We start from the raw sequence: 19876 nt of genomic DNA, 5'->3' as shown, positions 1-19876 counted from the left end.
TGCCCCACGAAACCGCCGAACTTATAGGTTACAACCCCAATATGTATTTTCGAAAGACCGTCTGAATTATATTGCCATCATCATGTGATCGGCCGGAATGTCCGATATGCAGTGACACCAAGCCACCGCAACATAAACACAACAGGACATATGACATGTTAGACTTTAACATATTTAGCAGCAGGCAATTCCCACACATGATGGCTGCTGCGGGTGAAACTCCAGCAACCATGAAGAAAATTGAATTCTTGGGAAATCTCCTGAGAATCTGGTCAATCATCGACATGGGCGAAACTGATCTGAGTTCAAAGCTAAATATTTTGATTAATACCGTCAAGATTGTTGCAGGATTGAATGATCATGAGTTTTCGGATTTGATGATGCTTCTTCAGGGTGTTGTCTTAGGACAGAAGATTATATTGAATTGTCGAATTGTCGTGTGGGACGAATTATTGTCTCTAACAAACGATTGTGGCGACAAATTTCTGCCAATAATAAGCACCGGATTATCTAATGCTGCTTGACTACCTCTGGCGTGGACGGCTGCTGATAAATTATCGGCAGCCGCCCCCCATATTTGAATGTCTTCGTCATGCCCGTTATTATCCCCGCCTTTCATGGGAGGGGAGTGTTATGCGAATGCTGGGATTGCCCTTCGAACTATCAATCTGCGGCCTGGATGAATTGGCCGACGAGATCGTATCGTTTGCCCCATCCCACATCGTCTCAATTTTGGACCCCGGCGAAGATGACGGCGATCCCCTGATCTTCGACGAATCGATCAGGGTACTGAGGCTTCGATTTTTCGATATCCATGCCATGGGCGGAATGGTTGGCTCGATGCTTTCGGCCAGGGACAGGGCGGAATATCCTTGCGTCGATCACGCACACGCCATCCTGGAATTCGGGCGGAACATCCCAAGTGGCAGCAAGGTACTCATTCATTGTTGGGCAGGGGTCAGCAGGTCAACCGCAGCAGCGTTCGTACTGGCCTGTCTTCACCTGTCCCCAGATCAAGCCATGCACCTGATCCTCGGCCTTCGTCCAGGTGCCATGCCCAATCGCCTGATTGTCCGATTCGCGGACAAGATTCTTGGCTTTGAAGGACGGATGGTTGCTGCGATTGATGGTCATAAGCAGGGAGTTGACCGCCGATCAATCAGATCGAGCAGGCGTTGAGCATCATGTAGAGCACCTCGGAGCAGATCAAGGACGGCCATCACCTCAAATCTAATAAGGTTTTCATCATAAACCGGCGGCAATCTTCCTGGAGAAACAGAAACAGCGTCTTCTGGTGAAATTGTAAAATCGTTTAATCTCATAACACACTCCGCATATTGATAAATGTATTTATACAGTTATAATGGAATGGACGCGTATTCATGATTGCTTGGAGGGCATTATGCATTCAAGAGCCATCATGTTATCAGTCAGCTTGCTGTTCACTGCGACATTTGCCGCGAACGCCCAGGAAGGTGTCTACTTCACCACGGACAAGGGTGCCGCCGGTGTGGTGAAGGCCGCCCCCCCGACCGTGTATCCACGCGATCCCGGCCTGCCGAATTATTACGTAATCGGCACGCAGTCCCCACTGCCGCCGCTCACTAATGGCGAGATCAACACCCCAGGATACTGGCACCGGGAGCAAACGGCTGTCCTTGGACGGGACAGCAACGGTATGAACCTCCATGATCGCGGTGAATACTGCTCACACCTGGAGAGAAAGATCAGTCGGTATGCAGAGATTTCGATGGCTTGGTTGAGCGATCATGATCTGTGGTTCTCACCGTCTGCTGGCTTTATCCCCCATGGCGTGGCGATGTCAGAATCGCGTGAAATTTTGACCTATGCACAGGTCGCGTTCCGGGACCTCAGGTACATCAAGCACGATGGAGCCAGAATCCAGCACTGCGACGACGTGGCGACCTTTGCAATTTTCAGGATGCAGAAATTATTGGAGAAATACCCAGAAGACCCTGGCTGGGTTGAGCGGGTTCGAAACTGACGGACATTGTTTCCTGTCCGTTCATCAGCATAATTGGACGCCATGAACACCGATCTCGACAAACTGAAGACCCGGCTCCAGGCACTTCGAGCCAAGACCATCGCCAATGGCTGCACAGAGGAAGAAGCCTTGGCGGCGGCAGCGAAGGTGGCCGAGCTATTGGATCGCCATGATTTGTCCATTACGGACCTCGAAATCCGCGAAGAGCAGTGTGAAAAGTCCACCATCGAAACCAACAGGAAGCAGCGGCAGCCGATCTCAGCGTGCATCCCGGCCATCGCCGAATATTGCGATTGCAAGGTCTGGCGGGAGAAGGACGACAAGGGCATCCGGTACGTCTTCTTCGGACTTCGCCCCAGCATCGAGATGGCCCATTACGTCTACGATGTGATCGCCACGGCCATGCAGACCGCCTGGGTCCAATATGCCCTGGCCCAACGAATTCTCCGTTACGGCAAGGACGAAAAGGGATCGTTTTTGTTCGGCATGGCGGTGTCGATTGGGGAGAAGCTGATCGCCATGAAGGCCGAACGCGACGAAGCCAATCGGGTCAGCAGTGGCCGTGATCTGGTGGTGATCCGCCACGCCATCGTGGAATCTGAATTCGCCAAACTGGACCTGAACCTGCGTCGCGGACGTGCATCTGGGAAGAAGGTCGCGGCTGGTGCGTTCGAAGCTGGTCATGCCGCAGGCCAATCCCTGGCCCTACATCCTGGCGTCCACGGAAAAAGTTCTCGGAAATAGGGCGAAGGCACTGAGTTCACCTGCCACGACCACCATATGCTTCCGAATGCTCGGCGTGCTTCTTCCAGTTGGACTCGTACTTGGCAGCCAATTCGGAATCGCGGATCACCAGTAGGTTTTCGGCATTCCGTTCCTGGGCGGCTTTTGTGAAGTTGAACGATCCGGTGATGACCGTGCTGCCGTCGAGCACCATTACCTTGTTGTGGGCGATGGCGTGGGCCGCGTCAATCTGAACCGGAACCCCGCCGTTCGACAGGAAATCGGCACCGCTGTACTTTTCCGTTCTCTGGCTCTTGTCCAAGACTGCCCGAACATCGACACCGCGTTTCTTGGCCTGAACCAAAGCCTGTGCGATAGGCGGTGAGGTGAACGAATAGGCTTGGACCAGGATGGTACGTCGAGCGGTTCCGATGGCCTCTACGACCTTCCCAGTGCAGTCCATCCCAGGGGTGAAGCAGACATCGATCTGACGGTCAGCGGCCATCCCGGCATGAGCCGTCATCAGCAGGGTCATCGTTGCCACGATGATCGAAAGACGACCAAAACTCATTGCTGTCTCTCCTTCAGAATCCCCTCTTCAATGGCCGCAGCCATCACCACGTCGCCCATGGGGCCTTTGAGTTCGTCGGGCAAGGAAATGGCCGTCATCCACGTCCCGTCTGGTGCTCGGTATTTCGGGAGGGACACTTCGGTTCCATTGCTGTCGGCACGAATTTGTACCCCATGGATCACAACCTCAACCCCATCCATCAGGATCGATACATCCGCCAACGCCAGGAGCTTGCCAGCGTTGCTAACCGGCCTGACCCTATTGGCGGTGATGATGGCGGAAGTCGTGTCCATGGAACCCCCGCCTACTGATCCCCAAAGCTCATGTAGCGGGTGTCGTCCTGGACGAAGCCACCAGCCATCTTCATAAAGGCTTCTGCCGTCAGAATGGCATCAAGCAAGGCACCATGATGCTCGAATCTATCGGATCGATCGATCCACAGCCGGTCGCACAGAACATCCAACGATCCCGGCACACCGGGGAAAAATTGCCGCGATAGCTCCTGGGTGCAGACGAAATCATTGTCCGAGAAAATGACATCATCGAAGCCGCACCGTCCCACCCTTGCGTACTCAAAATTCAGAAACTCGATTTCGTTTTCGGCACTATGGGCCAACAGCATGTCCTGGCCGATGAAAGTCTCGAACTCGTCCAGCACATCTCTGAATTGGGGTGCGTCTTTCAATTCGGCGGGGGTGATCCCATGAACCGCAATGGAGGCTTTGGCGATTGGGCCGCCCGGCTGAATGCGGCGGTGCCAGCTTTCACCGGTTTTCCACCCGTCTTCACCACGCAGCAATTCGACGCAGCCGATCTCGATCATGACGCCGGGCAACCGTAGCCCCTTGGGCATCTTTTTGATCTCGGCAGCGGTCGGCACCCGAAACCCAGTGGTTTCAGCATCAATGGCAATCAAACGGCCAACTTCCGACAGATCATCGAGGGTGAGCATCATGAATCCTTATGCAGAAGGCGTTCACAGGATGACAACGGACGTACCCTTGGAATGGTCTGCAAAAGCTCATCCATCAACCACGCCGCTATACCAAGCCATGGCGTGATCGGCCCCTTTCCATTTAGCTCCCCGACCCTCTTTGGTGGACTCGAACACAAAAATGATTCGCGTGGCATGTGCGAGTTCGGGTCGCACCTCAACACGAAACGACTGAATAACTCCCCCCATGTACGAAAGCTCATTCTTCGTCTGGTGCAGGTAGATCAAGCCGCCGACAACCGCAGCGGCGTCGGACTCTGAAATGTCCCAGTAGCCGCTTTCGAACACGGGCATCTTGACGCATGTCAGGTTCAGTCGGTCCTCACACTTGAGGTGAATGGCTTTCATCGGTCAGTCCACCCCCAAAGCTTTGAACACAGCGTCCACCGGATCGCTGTAGAAACTGGTCTGGAATTTGGCGAACAATTCGGCGGGAATCGTTGGTATATCCGCCGCTGATGACATCGGGATCAGGATGCGTTTTGCACCCGAATCAAAGGCGACCTGGAGGCATTCGGCAAGGTTCTCCACCGGCACCACGCTGCCACCCAGGCTCATGTCACCCAGCACCACCATCTGGGACTGCAACGGCTTCTGAATGATTGCCGAACAGAACGCCACGAAGCTTGCCAGGGTCATCGCCTTGGCGGCACCCGTGTTGTGGAGTTCAACGGTGTGCAGGTGGAAATCATGATCACCAGCCTTCGATACACCGCTGACACGTGTGAGGTTGGCTTTGAAATAGTCGAAGGCGACCTTCACCGCTTCCTTGGCACCTGAACTTGATCCCAATCCCGAGGTGGTCAACTTGCCATTACCCGCCGTGACCTGGGTTTCAAATCGATACAGGCCAAGATGGGCGGCGGCACCAGTTGCCACGGTGTGTAGGACACCCGGCTTCAATGGACCTTCGGGAATGATCTTACCGCCACCTTGTTCGGGAACGCTGATCCACTTCTCTTCCATCGACTCGATGTCGATGTAGGAAAAATGAACATCGTAGAACTCCATGCCGCCGATCTTCTTCAACTGCTCCTTCACCCGACGCCGCGATTCCAGGGCGTATTCCAGGCAGCGACGCACCGCGTCCTTGTCGTATTCTTCATGTGGATAGAGCAGCTTCAGCAGCCCAGACACAGTGCGACGAACGGCGATGGTATCCCGTTGGTTCAGGTTGTTCCCGAGTTTGAAGAATTTGTCGATGGCATCGCCGAAGGTTCGCTTCCGCATCTCGCGGAAGAACTCCGCAAGATAGTCCACGATCAGCCCGTACTGGTTGGTGAAAAACTCGGGCCGCATCTTTGGAATTTCCCAGCCTGGAATATAGGCATGAAAACGGTCGAAGAACGCTGAATCGATCATGGCTTCAGGGAACGGTGCGAGCAGGTGGCTGGTCTTCACCAGGGTATCGACCGGCTGATTGATGTTGCCGACGAAAACCATGCTGGCATAGGCACTGACCGAATCCTTGCCACGGGCGAAGGAGCCGGATGCCATGTAGTCCTTCATGATCTGCACCCCGTCCTTTTCCTTGAACGTGATGCCAGCCACCTCGTCAAAGGCAACGCAATCCCACAATCCGACCAGCCCCACGGTCCTGCGGCCCATGTTGTAAAACAGGTTGGCGACCGTGGTTTGACCACCCGAGATCAGGATGCTGTTGGGGCTGATTTCCTTGTAGATGTGGCTCTTACCGGTTCCGCGAGGTCCGAGTTCGCAAACGTTGTAGTTGTTTTCCACCAGCGGAACCATGCGGGCCAACAGGTGCCACTTCACCCGTTCGCTAAGGGTGGTTGGCTCCATCCCGCTCGACCGCACCAGCACGTCGATCCATTGGGATTCATCGAAAGCCTTCCGCCCTTCAAATAGCTCGTCCATGTCCATGTTGGGCATCTGGATGGGCTTCAGATCACTGACGATGAACGGTGAACTCTTCTGGTTTTCCTCGTGGTAGAACTGGATGGTGACGATGCACCAGATGCCGCCGACCAGCAGCTTCTCGTACTGCCGCACATAGTGGTCTGGCATCTCGGCATCCTTGACGCCGAGGTTGGACAGCAAGGCTTGGTAGACGTTCCGCTTCTCATTCAGGTGAACAGTCACCTTGTCGATGACCTTGTAGCTACCGCGTTCCCTGATCTTCGATTTGACCTTCTCGGCTTCATCAGGACGAACATAGTTTTCGGCCAGGATTTTTTTGACCGACTCCAGTCCCTCGCGGATGGTCACCTCGTCATTCGACGCACAATACATGCCCAGCAGGTATTCCAGGACGTAGACAGGGACGTTCGCACCTTCCTTCACCAGCTTGGTCAGGTCTTTCCGTACCACCCTGCCCGCAAAGTGGGAGTTCAACAGATCATCAAGGCTGTCGCTCATTCTGCGATCTCCAACGTCCTTATCGGCAAGATGGTTAGGTCTCGCTGTAACGATTGATGAATAATATATATTCGCCTTTCGTTACGTTGAAATCTGACCATTTTTACAAATCCACAATTTCCTGGGCCACACATCTTAGAAATCATCCATGAAAGCGATGCTGATGCTCACTTCAACCCGCTGCACTTCAATGCCATCTTCGGCATTTCGCAGAATGAGATGGTAGCAGCCCTTCTTGTCATAGCTGCGTTTCTGGAGCGACAGCCAGACAGACTTCTTCCAGCTATCCAGGTTGTCCTGGGTGCTGTCGAAGGTGACCCGTTCGATGTTGGTGATGGCCTGCCCATCCTCATAGACGGCGATGTCCAGGGTCGCGGGCTTAACCCTGTCGGTTGCCTTCTCGGTCTGCATCAGTTCGAACCGATAGCGGTTTGTGGTGATCTTTGGACTCTGGGTCATGACCATCACACCGACGTTCTTCACCGAGGTCTTGGACTTGGCATCGCCCTTGATCTGCCGAACTCGGATGAGGGGAACCGTGATCTCTTGCAGCATGGCACCGCCATGAACGAACCGAGAGCCACCGACAAAATGGAACCGGTTGTTTCCCTTCGGCACCCAGAATTCCATGTCACCATCGGAACCAGCAGTGATCGCGGTTGACCCATGATACGCCTTGGCTGAATCAGGCAAGTTCCGGCCAAGAAGGTAGCGTTTCTTCGCGATCAATGTCCCCGCCGGTTTGTCGGTCAGGGCATTCTTGTCCGTTGCATCGAGTGCCGTTTCCTGGAACAGGAACCCGTGGTCAGCGGTCACGTAGATGTAGGTGCCGTTGAGATTATTCATGATCATGCGGATCAGATCAGAAAGTTCATTCAGAGCCTGCCGAACCGCCTCGAAGGTCTTGCCCTCGGTTGAACCGCTGTCGCCGATGGCATCAATGGTGTTGTGGTAGACGTAGACGACCTCATAGGGCTTCACGAATTCTCGACCGGCATCCTTCTTCATGTCCTTCAGGTCATCGGCTTTGACCGCAACACCCTTCTTCGTGGCGAGGATGTTCGAACGATTCCCCGCTGCCGATGATTGACCATCCACCAGCACATCGCCCTTGTCGGAATAGCTGATTTTGGAATGGGGCAGCAGGGCGGCCATCCCCAGTGCGGTATAGGACGGCAACACCCCCAGCATTGGCTGAATTTCGGCCTGGATGCGATAGGTGCCGTTCAGGACATCGACCAGTTCCTTCGCCGCTTCATATCGCAGAGCATCGCTGATGATGACGAAAACTCGACGATCCGATTCCATCAAAGCGGCTTCGACCTTGTGGAAGAACCATGGTTGGGGGATGACGCCTTCAACCCGCCATTCCTTCAGAAGCTCATCCTCGACGAACTTGCCCCATTTCAGGCTGACATTGGTCAGGAACCAGTTGGTGTAGCAATCTTCAACCCCGTCACGCAGGGTCTTGAGAATTTCCCACCCCTGTGCCGTGGCCGCGTCGGCTGCTTCGATGAAATGGCGATACAGTCGGTCAAACTGGTGGAGGGTGGTGGCATAGCCATCAAACATCGCCTGAGCCGAATTGTAGTCGAACCCGTTCGAGAACTCCCCCCGCAGCCCAAACAGGTCAGCGGCGGCGATTAGGGCGTCATAGACGGCATGAAGGGCTTCACGGGTGGCACCGATAGCTCCACGGTTTCTATCCGCCCAGTAGCCGTTCTGGCGGTGTTTCGCGATGGCCTTTACAGCTTCGGCATTGATCGTGGCCGTGGTCGCAGTCACCCTGTCCCGCAGAGAAACAGCGATGAACTTCTCGATGACAAGGAAGGTCTTGTTGTCGAGCAGCGGCTCGATCTTCATTCCCGGAAGAAGGCTGTCGATCTTCAGGGCATCGCCGACCATCTTGGACAGCCGGTCATAACTGTCGCTGCGTGAATTGCTGTCTCGCCACTGGGAAAGGCAGACCGATGCACTGGATAGGAACAGCCTGGGCAGCATCAGGTGAGCCAAGGCCGCAGGAAGTTCCGCCGTGATCGAATGGGCAAAATCGCTGACCATCAGGCGGATCAGCAGATTCTTCAGCGTCGGAGAATTCTCGGAATATCCAAATTGCCCCTGCACCATGGACCAGAAGGATTCCGATAGGTCGTACTTTTCAATCTCGTCCCAGGCGGGTGGCAGGGCATCCAGGTCGGAGTCGGGAATGGCATGGTAGAGAGCGGTGAGAATGCCGAGAAATTCCGGTTGATCGACCTTGGTCACCACCGCCAGCATCTTGCGGTCCAGATCACGGATCGAATCTGTCGGCTGAACCAGCTTCTTCAATCTTGTCAGACGGTCCTTGCTGCCAAGGAATTTGGCACGGGCCTGGAGATGTGAATGCAGGGATTGTTCTTGCAGGCCCAATTCACCAAGAATGATCGAAGCCCGATCAGCCCGGAAGGTCCGGCTGTATAGGCGGATATCCAAGAGCCAGTCCTCGGACGGCAGCGGTACATGGGTCGCCGAATAGACCAGGAACCGGCTCTCGGGCTGTTCCCGCTCCATCCGAATTTTGGCTTCAAGCCCAGGCATCTGATCGGCACGCAGGAGGGTCACCCCGTCTAGACCGAGCGAGGAAAGGGATTCCTCGAACTCCCGGTCGGGGTCGTTCCAAAACACGATGCGATTGCCTTCACCGTAAAGCGATGAAAGTGCGTCGATAATCTTATCCATTTGATTTCGACATCACTTTGAAGCCGCCTGCGAGACGTTCTTTACCATCTCAACAATTTTCATGCCGCCCTCAGCAGAAACATCGCCCGAATCAATATAGCCTGAATGCGTCAATGCAAAGATTGAGCGTGTAGTTTCCATAAGAACAGCATCTCTGGCAGACTCATCATCTGTGGCCTTCACAAATGCCTGGAATGTTTTGAGTGCGTTAGCTCGATGTCTATTAGCAACTACTTGGTGCATTGTTGCTTTAGAGGCCGTCCGGAAGGTTCTTGAATCAGGTGAATCGGTTATGATTCCATGGGTCTCCAGAGAAATGCTGGGGGCGCCATGTGGACCAAGGACAACCGACGGCTCTATGAGCGGAGCGGACTTCGCTATCCAAGTGATCTGACGGATGAGGAATGGTCGCTGGTGGCGCCGCTGATCCCACCGGCAAAGCGCGGCGGGCGCCAGCGAACGGTGGATCTTCGTGAAGTGGTGAATGGGATCTTCTACGTGTTGATGACCGGTTGCCAGTGGCGAGCATTGCCCACGGACCTGCCGCCCAAAAGCACGGTGCATGAATATCTTGGGCTGTGGGAATGGGATGGCACGCTGGCACGCCTCCATCACGCCCTGTTCATCGAGGTGCGGGAACTCTCCGGCAAAGAAGCCAGCCCGACGGCGGCGATCATAGACAGCCAGAGCGTCAAGGGCGCGGAAAAAGGGGGGCGCGGATTGATCCATCGGGCTACGACGCTGGGAAGAAGGTCAAAGGCAAGAAGCGGCACATCGTCGTCGATACGCTTGGCTTGATCCTCGCGGCTCATGTCCAACCGGCCGATGTCCAGGATCGTGATGGCGGATTGCCGGTCCTCAAGGAGGTCCGGCGCCTCTTCCCCTTCATCGTTCGGGTGTTCGCTGATGGCGGCTACCAGGGGGCCGCCACCGCGGCAGCCGTCCGCGCACTCGGGGCGTGGCACCTGGAAATCGTCAAACGCTCCGACACCGCCAAGGGGTTCGAAGTTCTGCCAAAGCGGTGGATCGTTGAGCGCACCTTCGGGTGGCTGGGGCGTTGTCGCCGTCTCGCCAAGGACTTCGAGAATCTCGCCAGGATGGCGCTGGCGTTTCTTCGCCTCGCCATGATCCGCCTCATGCTGCGAAGGATAGCAAGACACCGGAAATCATAGGAAACTTCACGGACGGACTCTTATAGATGCGGCCAAGCCAAATGGTCGCAGCAAAGAGAAGGCCGAGAATCACAACTTTTGAAGTGGCGTGCTGGATAATTTGTGCTGCCTTTGCATCAGAAGGCAACCCATTCGACATCATATAGAAAGCCGTAACGAGCGTAATTACCGCACATAAACCGGTTGCAATAAGCCAGTTTTTTGCCGAAGACGCCAATGAATTGGCTTCATCAGAGAAATCACCGGTAAAATGAGCAACACCAACACTCGCAGAGGCCTCTCTGGCAGCAGCAATAATTGTTCGTATTTCCTCGTATTTCCCCTCTATATCTCCCTTCGCAGAGCTAACAATTCCATTAGCCTCAACAACTGATCTTGATAGCTGATCAATATTTCGTTGAACATCACCTTTTTGATACGCAAGGAATGGAATCCAAAGATGAGCTTTGAGGTAAAGCTGGTCTACAACCCCTTTGGTATTCTGGAGTATGTTCAAACGAACCTGCGACGGGTCTTGCTGTTCGATTGTAAAAGCAGAAAACTGATCCAAAGCCGCTTTTATTGGTGTCGTCACCTGAATTAAGTCAACCAGAACGGAGTCTGGAAGCGGCTCTAACGGAAGCACTTTAAAGTGATTTAATATCGACTGCATTCGCTCAAGGTCGCCACGACCAGCCTCAAAATTAATTTTTCCCCAGTCCCGGTGGCTTACGATTTGATCAACGGGCGTTGCCGTACAGGCCACGCACAGTTCAAGAAATTGCTTGATTTGCTGTTCTTGTGCCATTGCGTTCCTACTCCTCCGAACCGCCCGTTATCGCCTTCGTCTCGGCAAGTAGGGTGCCGAATTTTCCATAATTCACTTTCACACCGTCATCGAGATCAAGCTTGATCCGCATGTCGGCATAATGCCGGAGTTCCTCATCGAACTTGACCAGTTCGGCTTGCTGCTTTTTCAGCTTCTCCTGCTCCTTCCGCAGCTTGTTCTGGGCGGCGGTGCTGGCGGCGGCATCAATGTCCCGACCAAGCTGATCGATCTTTGATGCGATCCGCCCCTGGAGCGGCGTGACATATTCCATCCGCATTCGTGACAAGGTGCCTTCGTTATACCGGTGCAGGTAGACCAACGCCTCGAACGCCTTTTCCTTGCCGCTGCTGAATAGCCAGTAGATCGGACGCTTCTTGTAGGTCTTCAGATGGTCCTTGAAAAAGTCGGTGCTGAGATAGCGGCGGATGGTGTCGATGGGCGTTTCACCGCTCTTCGTCCCCAGGCTGTCGGCAACGAATTTCAGGTTTTCAGCCAGAGTCTCGGGCGACCAAGCGACCTTGATGAATTCGACGACGCGGTTGGTGGCATCGTCATCGAACCAATCGGCCTGCATAATCGGAACGATGCCGTCATCGTCAGCGGGGAAGGTGGTGTAGCGGCTGGGATCGAAGCCGACATTGCCACTGTTTGCGTAAATCAGCCCAGGCTCATCCAGGCTGTAGCGACCCATCATGCAGCCGATTGAATATGAAGCCAGCCAAAATACGTCGCTCTGGTTATCGCCAATGTATAAAGTGATCTCACCAGATTCATATTTGTCGCCAAGCTCCTCTGCAAGCCCGTATTCGTCAACTAGTTCTTCGTCTACGTGTCGTTGCAATTCACCTGATCTTGAATATGACCGATGGCACTTTGCTTGCCATTCCACAAATGCATTCTTAATACAATGTCCGCTTATGAGAGGTGGAGATTGGAATTCCCAAGATGTCTCAAAGCTTGCCCATTCATTTTTAGCAAGCCCCCATAACTCATTCACATATTCGTGAATGCTATTTTTTGAAATCATACTTTTCTCAACAGGTAGTGCCAAAATATGCCCTATTTTGAAGTCTTTAGTCGCGGAAAGAGACGACAAGAAAAATCTCCCAACTACACTGTTCATGAGGGCAGCGGCAAAATTAATTGTTTCTTGACTGCCAAATGCCATTGGTCCTTTTGCGTCGAACATAAATCCATTTGGCATTATGCGTGCTGCCGTCCCCTTGCTGCTCATAGAAGTCCATGTAAGCCCAGGTAAAAAAGCATAGTCGCCATTGTAGTTGTGCGATCTAACCCTCTGCGTTATGGGGTCGATGTTTCCCTTAATTTCCAGACCATCATTTTCCCAATTTACGATCAAACCAATGTTCCCAAACCACCTTTTATACTCTCCGCCCTTGTTATAGGGAAACCACTTGGAGCCAGATTCTACCGCCTCGGTACCGCTATTAATATTAAAGGCAATGTTCCCGTAAGGAACCTCATGCCACCACCGTAGGAAGCGGTCATTGCCAGCCGTTGCCATCCCTTCTCTGGCATCGACTAAATCCCTAAGCGGGGTTGCAGAAAACAATTTCCGACGACCCTGATCTGACAGTCCGTAAACAATTGCGTTAGCGGGAGCATTTAAGAATTGACCGCCATCAATTCGCTTTCCAAGCCCAGTAAACGCAGATAAAGACTTTAGCGATCCATCACCGATTAAATCAACATACCTCTGCCGGATAAAATACCCCATATATTTACTGCACACACCCCGCAGCGTGAAGCATGCAACTCCAAAGTTTATGCCCATTGCTGTTGGCTTTTTACCCTCGTAAGGCATATGGGCGAGAGAAAGTATTGTTGAATTGTTAAGTATATCGCTTCGAAAATATTCGTATGTGGACAGTGTGAGCCAGCTATCAAGCGTTACCATACTCATATAGCCAGTGCGGCAAAATTCAAGTCCGCGTGCTACGAACATGGAAAACGTATCGCCCCGTGCATTGTTAAAATAGTCCTGTGCGTATTGCTTAATTGTGTCATTCATCCCAGCCCTATTGCCAATATAAGGAGGGTTTGCGGCAACGCAGTCAAAATGCATAGAAAGTGTTTCAGCTTGATCAATTAACTTTAGTGCGAAAAAAGCAGATTTTGCCGCCAAGCTGTCTTCCAGGCGATCACGCGATAGAAGTTGCTTTTCAGCAAGATTCCTCAAAATTGGTAGCCGCTTCAGCAGTCTCTCTGGAATTTTTGTCAGCGAACCAATGGAGTCAGCATCGCGGAATATGGCTACCAACTCCGCTAGAGTTTGCGTTGCTGTGGCGGCAGACATAGACAACATCGGCTGCTGGATAGTTTCTGGCAGAAGATCATCGCTTGGAATAAGCTCGAACTTATTGCTGTCAGATGCGATTTTTTGATCATCGATATTTAATTTTTTGCTTGATAAAATGCTCTTAACATTCATTTTCTGATGTTTTTCGAGTATCCTTCTGTCGTCATTCCGAGCCTTCATCAGTAGGGCGAACGCCGCCATCTGGGCAGCACGGTCATCGACGTCCAAGCCGAACAGGTTCTTCTCAAGGATCAGACGCGGCACGTCCCGCAGCACATAGCCGCGTTCCAGGTAGATGTCTTTGAACAGGTCGTAGGCTTCCACCAGGATGTGGCCCGACCCGCAGGCGGGGTCGAGGAAGGTAATTTCCTCGGGGTTCAGTTCCTTCGGGGTGATCTCGGCCAGTTTGGTATTCACCCCATCGGTTTGCTCGGCAGGTTCAATGTAGAACTCCATCTTCGCCCGGATGCCCGACTGCGGATAGGTCGCCAGCCATTTGGCACCAAGGGTGTTCTGGACCATGTATTTCACGATCCAGTTCGGCGTGAAAAGCTGGGTGGCGGCGGGAATGTCCTCGGACTTGACCACCTTGCCGATGACCTGATCCTTCTTTTCCGAGATATAGAACTGATACAGCCAGCCGATGATCTCGATCTCTTGCCAATCTGCTTCCTCGATTTCAATGACCATCTGGCGAATGACGGAATCCGAGTGCAGCAGGTTATCGGGCAGCAGCAGTTCGGTTTCGTCGTCAATTCGCTCGAACAGGAAGGGCATGGCGGAATTCAGTGCATTGCACTGTGCCATCAGCAGCATCCGATAAAGGTCACCCTCCTTGGTCCCATCGAGCTTCAACTCGATGACCTTTTCCTTATCCAGACCCGGCAGATCAAGGTGCTGGGCATGTTCGACGATTTCCGGTGTTGCCTTGCCTTCAGGGTGGCTCAGAACTCGGTAGCCATGGTCGAGGTAGCCGTGGACCTCCATGTAGCGGATCGCGGCGAAGCGGTTGAACCACGTATAGGCGGCTTCCTCCATGACCTGCTCGAACCCTCGGGTCTTGACCCGTGCTTCAAGCTTTAACCGCTGATCGGCTACCTTTCTGGGATGGGCCTGCCCTGCAATCAGGGCGATATTCCCCTGCACCTGTACGGGTTCAATCGCGTCCTTGCTGATGCCGAACTTGATGGCTCGGGCGGTTACCGCCGCGATGAAGTCGCGACGAGCCTTGGGGGCATAGGTCTTCAGCTTATTGCGGTTCATGGCAAGCTCGTCCGATCAGCGAATTTCAATGGGTTCTTCAGCGGCCAGGGCGGCTTCAAGTTCCTTCCGCAGTTTTCCGAGGAACGCATCCACATCGGCCTGGGTCTTCAGGTAGCCCGATTTCATTTCGGCAGGCCGTACCACACGCGGCTTCTTGAAGATCGGCGGCGGAGGTTCTGCTTTGGTCTTTGTGGGTTCTGCACCACCGGTACCAGGAGTAACCGGCGGTGGCGTCGGAGCGGCTGGTTTGGGCGGCACATAGCGGTCAATGACATCCAGGGCATCATCTTTTGCCTCGATGGCGTCTGTGACAGCCTGATGAATGTGGGCGATGCTGGTTTGCGTCTCGGCGATCTGACGAAGCTTTTGAAGTTCCTTCAGGCACCTGTTTCTGAGATCAGGCGGTGCCGCGATATGGTCGAGGGCTTCCTTCACTTCGGAGACGTGCTGATCGATCTTTTCCAGGGCGTGGCTGCGACGTTTGACCACCAGGGCATCATTGATGGCCGTGACCTTGCTGACCAAGCCGCTGATGTCCTTGATCAACGGATAGGGGGCGGCATGACCCAAAATGGATTCCATCTGATGCAAGGCCGCCGCCGCATCGGGGTTGTGGTCGAGTTCCTTCCGATTGACGACGAACTCAGCGTACTTCCTACCCAGCAATTCCCAAACTGGCTGCTGGGTGCCGTAGAAGGTGTCGAGATCACTTACGTCGTCGGATAGATTTTGAAACTCCGCCTTCAGGGTGACGAATTTCTGGATGAAGCCGTAGCTGTCCTTCTCCGCCAGGATGAGCTTCAGAAGCTTCAGACCGGCGTCGATGGCATCCTTGCCCGGATATTTGCCGGTTTCGGCCAATTTCAGATAACCGCTGAGGTTGGCCTGCCACTTTTCGCACTGTTCCCGCAGGAAGCCATAGAGTGCGTCTTCGCCGTCCGGCCCCATCTTGGAAAACACGGATTTCCCGAGATTCCGGGATTGTTGGAGCAGGGCGGCATCAACCGTCTGCCGCTTGATTACGATGATGCTTCGCCACTTGTTGGGCGTCTTCACCTGTTCAAAAATCTTGTCGCGGGTCAACAATGCCCCATCCATGGACATGCTGAGTTCACCGGCCACGACCAACCGGGCGACCAGAAGTACCACTTCCCATTCCGGCCAACCGTAGGGGCGTTTGCCAAATCGACCTTCGATCAGGTCGTGCAGGATGACTTTCTGGCTGATGCTGTCCTTTAAGCGGACAAACTCCAGCACTTCCTTGAGTGCCGGAGCATTGCCATCTGAGCTACTCCCCGGAAATTGGACACTGACGGAAGCTACGATCTGATGTTTGCTGATCCCCAACTACGAGGAGATCAGAGATGTCGAAGCGCAGGAACCATGACGCGGCCTTCAAGGCGCGTGTCGCCCTTGAGGCGCTGAAGGGCGAGCGGACGGTATCGGAATTGGCGTCGGCCTATGGCGTCCATCCGACCATGATCCATCAATGGAAGAAGTCCCTGCTGGACGGGGCGGCGGAGATCTTCGAACGCGGGGCCAAGAAGAAGGCCGAGGTGGACGAGGATACGGTGCGATCCCTGCACGCCAAGATCGGGGAGCTGGCCGTGGCCAACGATTTTTTGTCTCGAAAGCTCAAGCCGTGGACCGGCAAGTGAGGCGGACCATGATCGAGCCCAAACACCCGGCGCTGTCGATCGGCGCCCAGTGCCACCTGCTGTCCATTGCGCGATCATCGTTCTATTACGAGCCCTTGGGCGAGACGGAGGCAAACCTGGAGCTGATGCGGTTGATCGACCGCCAATTCCTGGAAACGCCGTTCTATGGTGTCCGTCAGATGGCTTGGCATCTCCAGAACGAGGGCCACCCGGTCAACGTCAAGCGCGTCCGGCGGCTGATGCGGCTCATGGGCCTGATGCCGATCTACCAGAAGCCCAACACCAGCAAGCCCGCCAAGGGCCACAAGACCTATCCCTACCTGCTGCGGGGCCTGCGGATCGACCGGCCCAATCAGGTCTGGTGCGCCGACATCACCTATCTGCCCATGCGCCGGGGATTCCTTTATCTGATCGCCATCATGGACTGGGCCACCCGGAAAGTGCTGGCCTGGCGCATCTCCAACACGCTCGAGGCCGACTTCTGCGTCGAGGTGCTCAACGAGGCCATCCTGCGCTTCGGCCCGCCGGAGATCATGAACACCGACCAGGGCAGCCAGTTTACATCCTTCGCCTGGATCGACCGGCTGAAGCGGGCCGGAACCCGCATCTCCATGGACGGCAAGGGCCGTTGCATCGACAACGTCTTTATCGAGCGCCTGTGGCGGTCCCTAAAATACGAATGCGTCTATCTCCATGCCTGGGAAACCGGCTCGCAAGCAAGGGCCGGGATCGGACCCTGGATCACCTTCTACAACCACAAACGGCCCCACGCCGCCCATGGCGGAAGGACCCCCGCCGTGGTCTACTGGAACACCATCAACCAAACCGATCAGCAGGCCCGGAGAGTAGCTTAAACTTCCCCGAATTCTGTCCAACCAATGGGGAGTAGCTCAATCTTCACCATCAAGCTTCAGCCTCTGATCGGCGGTGTCTGGTGCATTCAGGACGGCTTTAATTTCCGCAAGCGGGTCTTGGCTGATGTGCTTCAGATAGCCCAACTTAGTGAAGGTGTTTTTGATCAAGTAATCTAATGACTGACGGATCGCACCATCACCACCACCCTTCACGGTGACTCTATTCCCCGCAGCGAATACGTCGGCCCCCCGAATCAAATCCCCAATATGGACCGTTAAATTATCTCTTCTCTTGTTGTTTTCATCAGCCCTATTCCGGAGGATATTTTTCATACCTGGGGTGAGTGTTCCATCATTTGTACGGGCGATGAACTTTTCAGTCTTGAGAAGAGTACGCAATTCACGGTTCAGCAAGCTATCGCTTGTTCCCGGCCTGCTATCGTCCGGTAGCTTGATGACCACCTGCCCACCGTCTTCAGTGGACTTCATAAGGCAACGGGCTTCATTCCAGTCGGGGTAGTCTTCTGACAGAGGAGTGATCACCAACACCGCCAAATCGCCGTCTCCTCTGGCTCCATACGGGTGCTGATCGCAGAATCGATTGAATGGAAAATCCTTCTTGGTGTCCTCGAAGCGGTGCTTACGATACCCGCCAAGAACCCCGTCAAAAATCATTTCGCCAAGAGCTTTGACATCTTCACCACCATGCAAATCAACATTTTTGATGCCCTTCCCGATTTCCTTCTCCTCGTCGGTCAGGAAAAAGAATTCATCGCCGTTACGACGCACGAGGGTCTGGCCTTCCAACCGCTGAAGGCTGGCCTCCATCTGAATCTTGATCGCCAGCCGGTCGGCGTCGATCTGATCGATGAACAAGGTGACGAGATTTTCGACCGTCCCCTTGATCTCCTCCACGTACCGGATGAGGAACAGCGTTCGCAGAACCAGATTGTCGAACGGCTCCAGCGAAGCGTTATCACCAGCCTGATCGATGGTCGCCTTCACGGCGGTGTCGAGGAAACTTTCAATGGACGGGTAGAAGCGGTGCAGCGGGACCAGCACCCCGACCTTTTCCGATGCCATGTCCTTTGCTGCGGTTTGGAACGCATCGAGCATCGAGCGTTCACCACGGGCAAGGTGTAGACCAGTGGCACCAACACGGCGGATAGCCTCGAAAATCTTCTGAACCAGTTGGAACTGGTAGGGGGCGAACGGGTAGACCTTGGCGAAATGGTCGTCGTTGGCAAACGGCTTGAACGTCATTCCGACGTTGGTAAAGCTCAGTTGGTTTTTGAGGATGTCCGCCTTGTCCTTGTAAACCGAGACAAGGGCATCCCTGGCGGCTGGAGTCTTTTCCAGCAATCGAGCCTGGATGACCTCATGAACATCGGCACTGGAAAGCGAAAGCCGGGTTTTGAAACGCCCCTGAATTTTCGAAAAGTCGTTGCTCTTCGCGGAACGCATTTCACCAAGAACGGCGTCAATATCCTCCTGCGAGGTCACCACGACCCATGCCCGTCCACCGCAAATGGTGCCGAGGTTTTCAGTGATGGTCTGAAGCCGCAGCATCATGTGGGTGTCTTGCCCAATGAACTGGCCTATCTCATCCACCAGGAACACGATGCGGTGCTTTGGCCCCTTGGAATCGAGATATTGCTTCACCCAACCGGCAAAGTTGTCGGGGGAAAGATTGAACACCGCCTCGGGGTTATCGAGCCATTTTTCAAAGGCATCCTCGGATTGCCCTAAAACCCGAGCCAGAGCGGTCTTGATGCTGTCCGAATTGAGGTGAAAGGCATCGCGTTCGGAGACCCAATCGCAGTCGGTAATCTCCCGGTATGCCGCTTTGAATTCACCAAACTTCCCCTTTGCATCGAGACGACGTTCAAGGTCGGCGATATGGGGGTGATCTGGGCTATATCCGAGCCGTTCGTTGAAAACATTGGTGAACACGGTCAGGATCGAATCATCCTTGCTGGTATCCGCCTTGGAATCGATGTTGAACAGGATGACATCGGTGTCGGCGTTGACCGCACGCTTGATGTCAGCGGCCAACATGGCGTCCTGAATTTTCCCATCGAAGAATTCAACAGCACGGCGGGATTCACCGCCCATGCTGACCATCTTGTTCTCCAGCAGGTAGGACAGCACCTTGATGAAGTGCGACTTGCCGGAACCGAAGAACCCTGAAACCCAGACACCAACCTTCCCCGCAAGTTCCGGGTCACCAGGAGCGTCGATGGATTTCAGATATGAATTAAAGAAACCATGCAGGTGCTTATCGAGTTCGCGGGTGATCACGTACTCATCGAGTTCCTGCCACTTCGATGCATCATCGGTTTGGTCGGCCTTGATGACGCCATTGATGGGGCGGTCAATCTTCTTCTCGAAGAGTTCACGGATCAGCATAT

General features: G+C 54.0%; 15 protein-coding genes and 1 pseudogene. 6 read left to right on the top strand and 10 right to left on the bottom strand.

What is annotated here, in order from left to right:
• Window positions 1–155: 155 nt before the first annotated feature.
• The 4 genes from AMB_RS25200 (at window position 156) to AMB_RS10365 (ending at window position 2749) form a co-directional block, all read left to right on the top strand.
• Window positions 156–524, top strand: a complete 369-nt coding sequence (locus tag AMB_RS25200; protein WP_148207380.1) for a hypothetical protein — start codon at window positions 156–158, stop codon at window positions 522–524.
• A 115-nt stretch (window positions 525–639) separates the two neighbouring features.
• Window positions 640–1179: a tyrosine phosphatase family protein gene (locus AMB_RS23410; RefSeq protein ID WP_231849042.1), complete on the top strand. Its 540-nt coding sequence runs from the start codon at window positions 640–642 to the stop codon at window positions 1177–1179.
• Between the two features lie 223 nt (window positions 1180–1402).
• The gene (locus AMB_RS10370; protein WP_011384453.1) at window positions 1403–2005 is read left to right on the top strand and encodes a hypothetical protein; all 603 of its coding nucleotides are present in this window, start codon (window positions 1403–1405) and stop codon (window positions 2003–2005) included.
• Window positions 2006–2047: 42 nt separating this feature from the next.
• Complete coding sequence (locus AMB_RS10365; RefSeq protein ID WP_011384452.1) at window positions 2048–2749, top strand: DUF7168 domain-containing protein; 702 nt, start codon at window positions 2048–2050, stop codon at window positions 2747–2749.
• A gap of 16 nt (window positions 2750–2765) precedes the next feature.
• On the opposite strand, the gene AMB_RS10360 is transcribed toward AMB_RS10365, so the two are convergent.
• The 6 genes from AMB_RS10360 to pglZ all read right to left on the bottom strand — a co-directional run bounded on the left by AMB_RS10360 (window position 2766) and on the right by pglZ (window position 9390).
• A complete protein-coding gene (locus AMB_RS10360; RefSeq protein WP_011384451.1) occupies window positions 2766–3299 on the bottom strand; it encodes a phospholipase D family protein in 534 nt (177 codons plus the stop codon).
• Complete coding sequence (locus AMB_RS10355; RefSeq protein WP_011384450.1) at window positions 3296–3592, bottom strand: hypothetical protein; 297 nt, start codon at window positions 3590–3592, stop codon at window positions 3296–3298. The genes AMB_RS10360 and AMB_RS10355 overlap by 4 nt, the downstream gene beginning before the upstream one ends.
• An 11-nt stretch (window positions 3593–3603) precedes the next feature.
• Window positions 3604–4254 carry a 3'-5' exonuclease gene (locus AMB_RS10350; protein WP_011384449.1) on the bottom strand — a complete coding sequence of 217 codons (651 nt, stop codon included), beginning with the start codon at window positions 4252–4254 and terminating at the stop codon, window positions 3604–3606.
• 66 nt (window positions 4255–4320) lie between these two features.
• Window positions 4321–4641: a hypothetical protein gene (locus AMB_RS10345; RefSeq protein WP_011384448.1), complete on the bottom strand. Its 321-nt coding sequence runs from the start codon at window positions 4639–4641 to the stop codon at window positions 4321–4323.
• Window positions 4642–4644: 3 nt separating this feature from the next.
• Entirely contained in the window at window positions 4645–6672 is a 2028-nt protein-coding gene (brxL, locus tag AMB_RS10340; RefSeq protein WP_011384447.1) for a protease Lon-related BREX system protein BrxL, read from the bottom strand.
• Window positions 6673–6807: 135 nt separating this feature from the next.
• The gene (gene pglZ, locus AMB_RS10335) at window positions 6808–9390 is read right to left on the bottom strand and encodes a BREX-1 system phosphatase PglZ type A (protein ID WP_011384446.1); all 2583 of its coding nucleotides are present in this window, start codon (window positions 9388–9390) and stop codon (window positions 6808–6810) included.
• A gap of 300 nt (window positions 9391–9690) precedes the next feature.
• Here pglZ and AMB_RS24450 point away from each other — a divergent pair.
• Window positions 9691–10562, top strand: a pseudogene (locus tag AMB_RS24450) (IS5 family transposase).
• On the opposite strand, the gene AMB_RS25195 reads toward AMB_RS24450, so the two are convergent.
• From AMB_RS25195 to AMB_RS10315, 3 genes are read right to left on the bottom strand one after another with little or no spacing between them, the layout of a single operon-like run.
• Window positions 10525–11349 carry a hypothetical protein gene (locus AMB_RS25195; protein ID WP_148207379.1) on the bottom strand — a complete coding sequence of 275 codons (825 nt, stop codon included), beginning with the start codon at window positions 11347–11349 and terminating at the stop codon, window positions 10525–10527. The pseudogene AMB_RS24450 and the gene AMB_RS25195 overlap by 38 nt on opposite strands.
• Window positions 11350–11356: 7 nt before the next feature.
• Entirely contained in the window at window positions 11357–14953 is a 3597-nt protein-coding gene (gene pglX / locus AMB_RS10320) for a BREX-1 system adenine-specific DNA-methyltransferase PglX (RefSeq protein ID WP_011384445.1), read from the bottom strand.
• Between the two features lie 15 nt (window positions 14954–14968).
• Window positions 14969–16300: a hypothetical protein gene (locus tag AMB_RS10315; protein WP_231849041.1), complete on the bottom strand. Its 1332-nt coding sequence runs from the start codon at window positions 16298–16300 to the stop codon at window positions 14969–14971.
• 17 nt (window positions 16301–16317) lie between these two features.
• On the opposite strand from AMB_RS10315, the gene AMB_RS10305 reads away from it, so the two are divergent.
• Window positions 16318–17465 (top strand): IS3 family transposase gene (locus tag AMB_RS10305; protein WP_407636032.1). Its coding sequence is split into 2 segments (ribosomal slippage): window positions 16318–16579 and window positions 16579–17465, totalling 1149 coding nucleotides; the frame shifts between segments, so codons are not numbered across the junction.
• Between the two features lie 36 nt (window positions 17466–17501).
• Here AMB_RS10305 and brxC read toward each other — a convergent pair.
• Window positions 17502–19874: a BREX system P-loop protein BrxC gene (gene brxC, locus AMB_RS10300; RefSeq protein WP_043746510.1), complete on the bottom strand. Its 2373-nt coding sequence runs from the start codon at window positions 19872–19874 to the stop codon at window positions 17502–17504.
• Window positions 19875–19876 lie beyond the last annotated feature (2 nt).

This window comes from Paramagnetospirillum magneticum AMB-1 (genome assembly GCF_000009985.1).
Lineage (GTDB): Bacteria > Pseudomonadota > Alphaproteobacteria > Rhodospirillales > Magnetospirillaceae > Phaeospirillum > Phaeospirillum magneticum.
Note: the sequence above shows the minus strand (reverse complement) of the source record. Positions and strands in the feature narration are given on the sequence as shown.

Bases quoted from the DNA above. Each gene is read 5' to 3' on its own strand.
- AMB_RS25200 (WP_148207380.1), top strand. From the start codon at position 156: ATGTTAGACTTTAACATATTTAGCAGCAGGCAATTCCCACACATGATG.
- AMB_RS23410 (WP_231849042.1), top strand. From the start codon at position 640: ATGCTGGGATTGCCCTTCGAACTATCAATCTGCGGCCTGGATGAATTG.
- AMB_RS10370 (WP_011384453.1), top strand. From the start codon at position 1,403: ATGCATTCAAGAGCCATCATGTTATCAGTCAGCTTGCTGTTCACTGCG.
- AMB_RS10365 (WP_011384452.1), top strand. From the start codon at position 2,048: ATGAACACCGATCTCGACAAACTGAAGACCCGGCTCCAGGCACTTCGA.
- AMB_RS10360 (WP_011384451.1), bottom strand. From the start codon at position 3,299: ATGAGTTTTGGTCGTCTTTCGATCATCGTGGCAACGATGACCCTGCTG.
- AMB_RS10355 (WP_011384450.1), bottom strand. From the start codon at position 3,592: ATGGACACGACTTCCGCCATCATCACCGCCAATAGGGTCAGGCCGGTT.
- AMB_RS10350 (WP_011384449.1), bottom strand. From the start codon at position 4,254: ATGATGCTCACCCTCGATGATCTGTCGGAAGTTGGCCGTTTGATTGCC.
- AMB_RS10345 (WP_011384448.1), bottom strand. From the start codon at position 4,641: ATGAAAGCCATTCACCTCAAGTGTGAGGACCGACTGAACCTGACATGC.
- brxL (WP_011384447.1), bottom strand. From the start codon at position 6,672: ATGAGCGACAGCCTTGATGATCTGTTGAACTCCCACTTTGCGGGCAGG.
- pglZ (WP_011384446.1), bottom strand. From the start codon at position 9,390: ATGGATAAGATTATCGACGCACTTTCATCGCTTTACGGTGAAGGCAAT.
- AMB_RS25195 (WP_148207379.1), bottom strand. From the start codon at position 11,349: ATGGCACAAGAACAGCAAATCAAGCAATTTCTTGAACTGTGCGTGGCC.
- pglX (WP_011384445.1), bottom strand. From the start codon at position 14,953: ATGAACCGCAATAAGCTGAAGACCTATGCCCCCAAGGCTCGTCGCGAC.
- brxC (WP_043746510.1), bottom strand. From the start codon at position 19,874: ATGCTGATCCGTGAACTCTTCGAGAAGAAGATTGACCGCCCCATCAAT.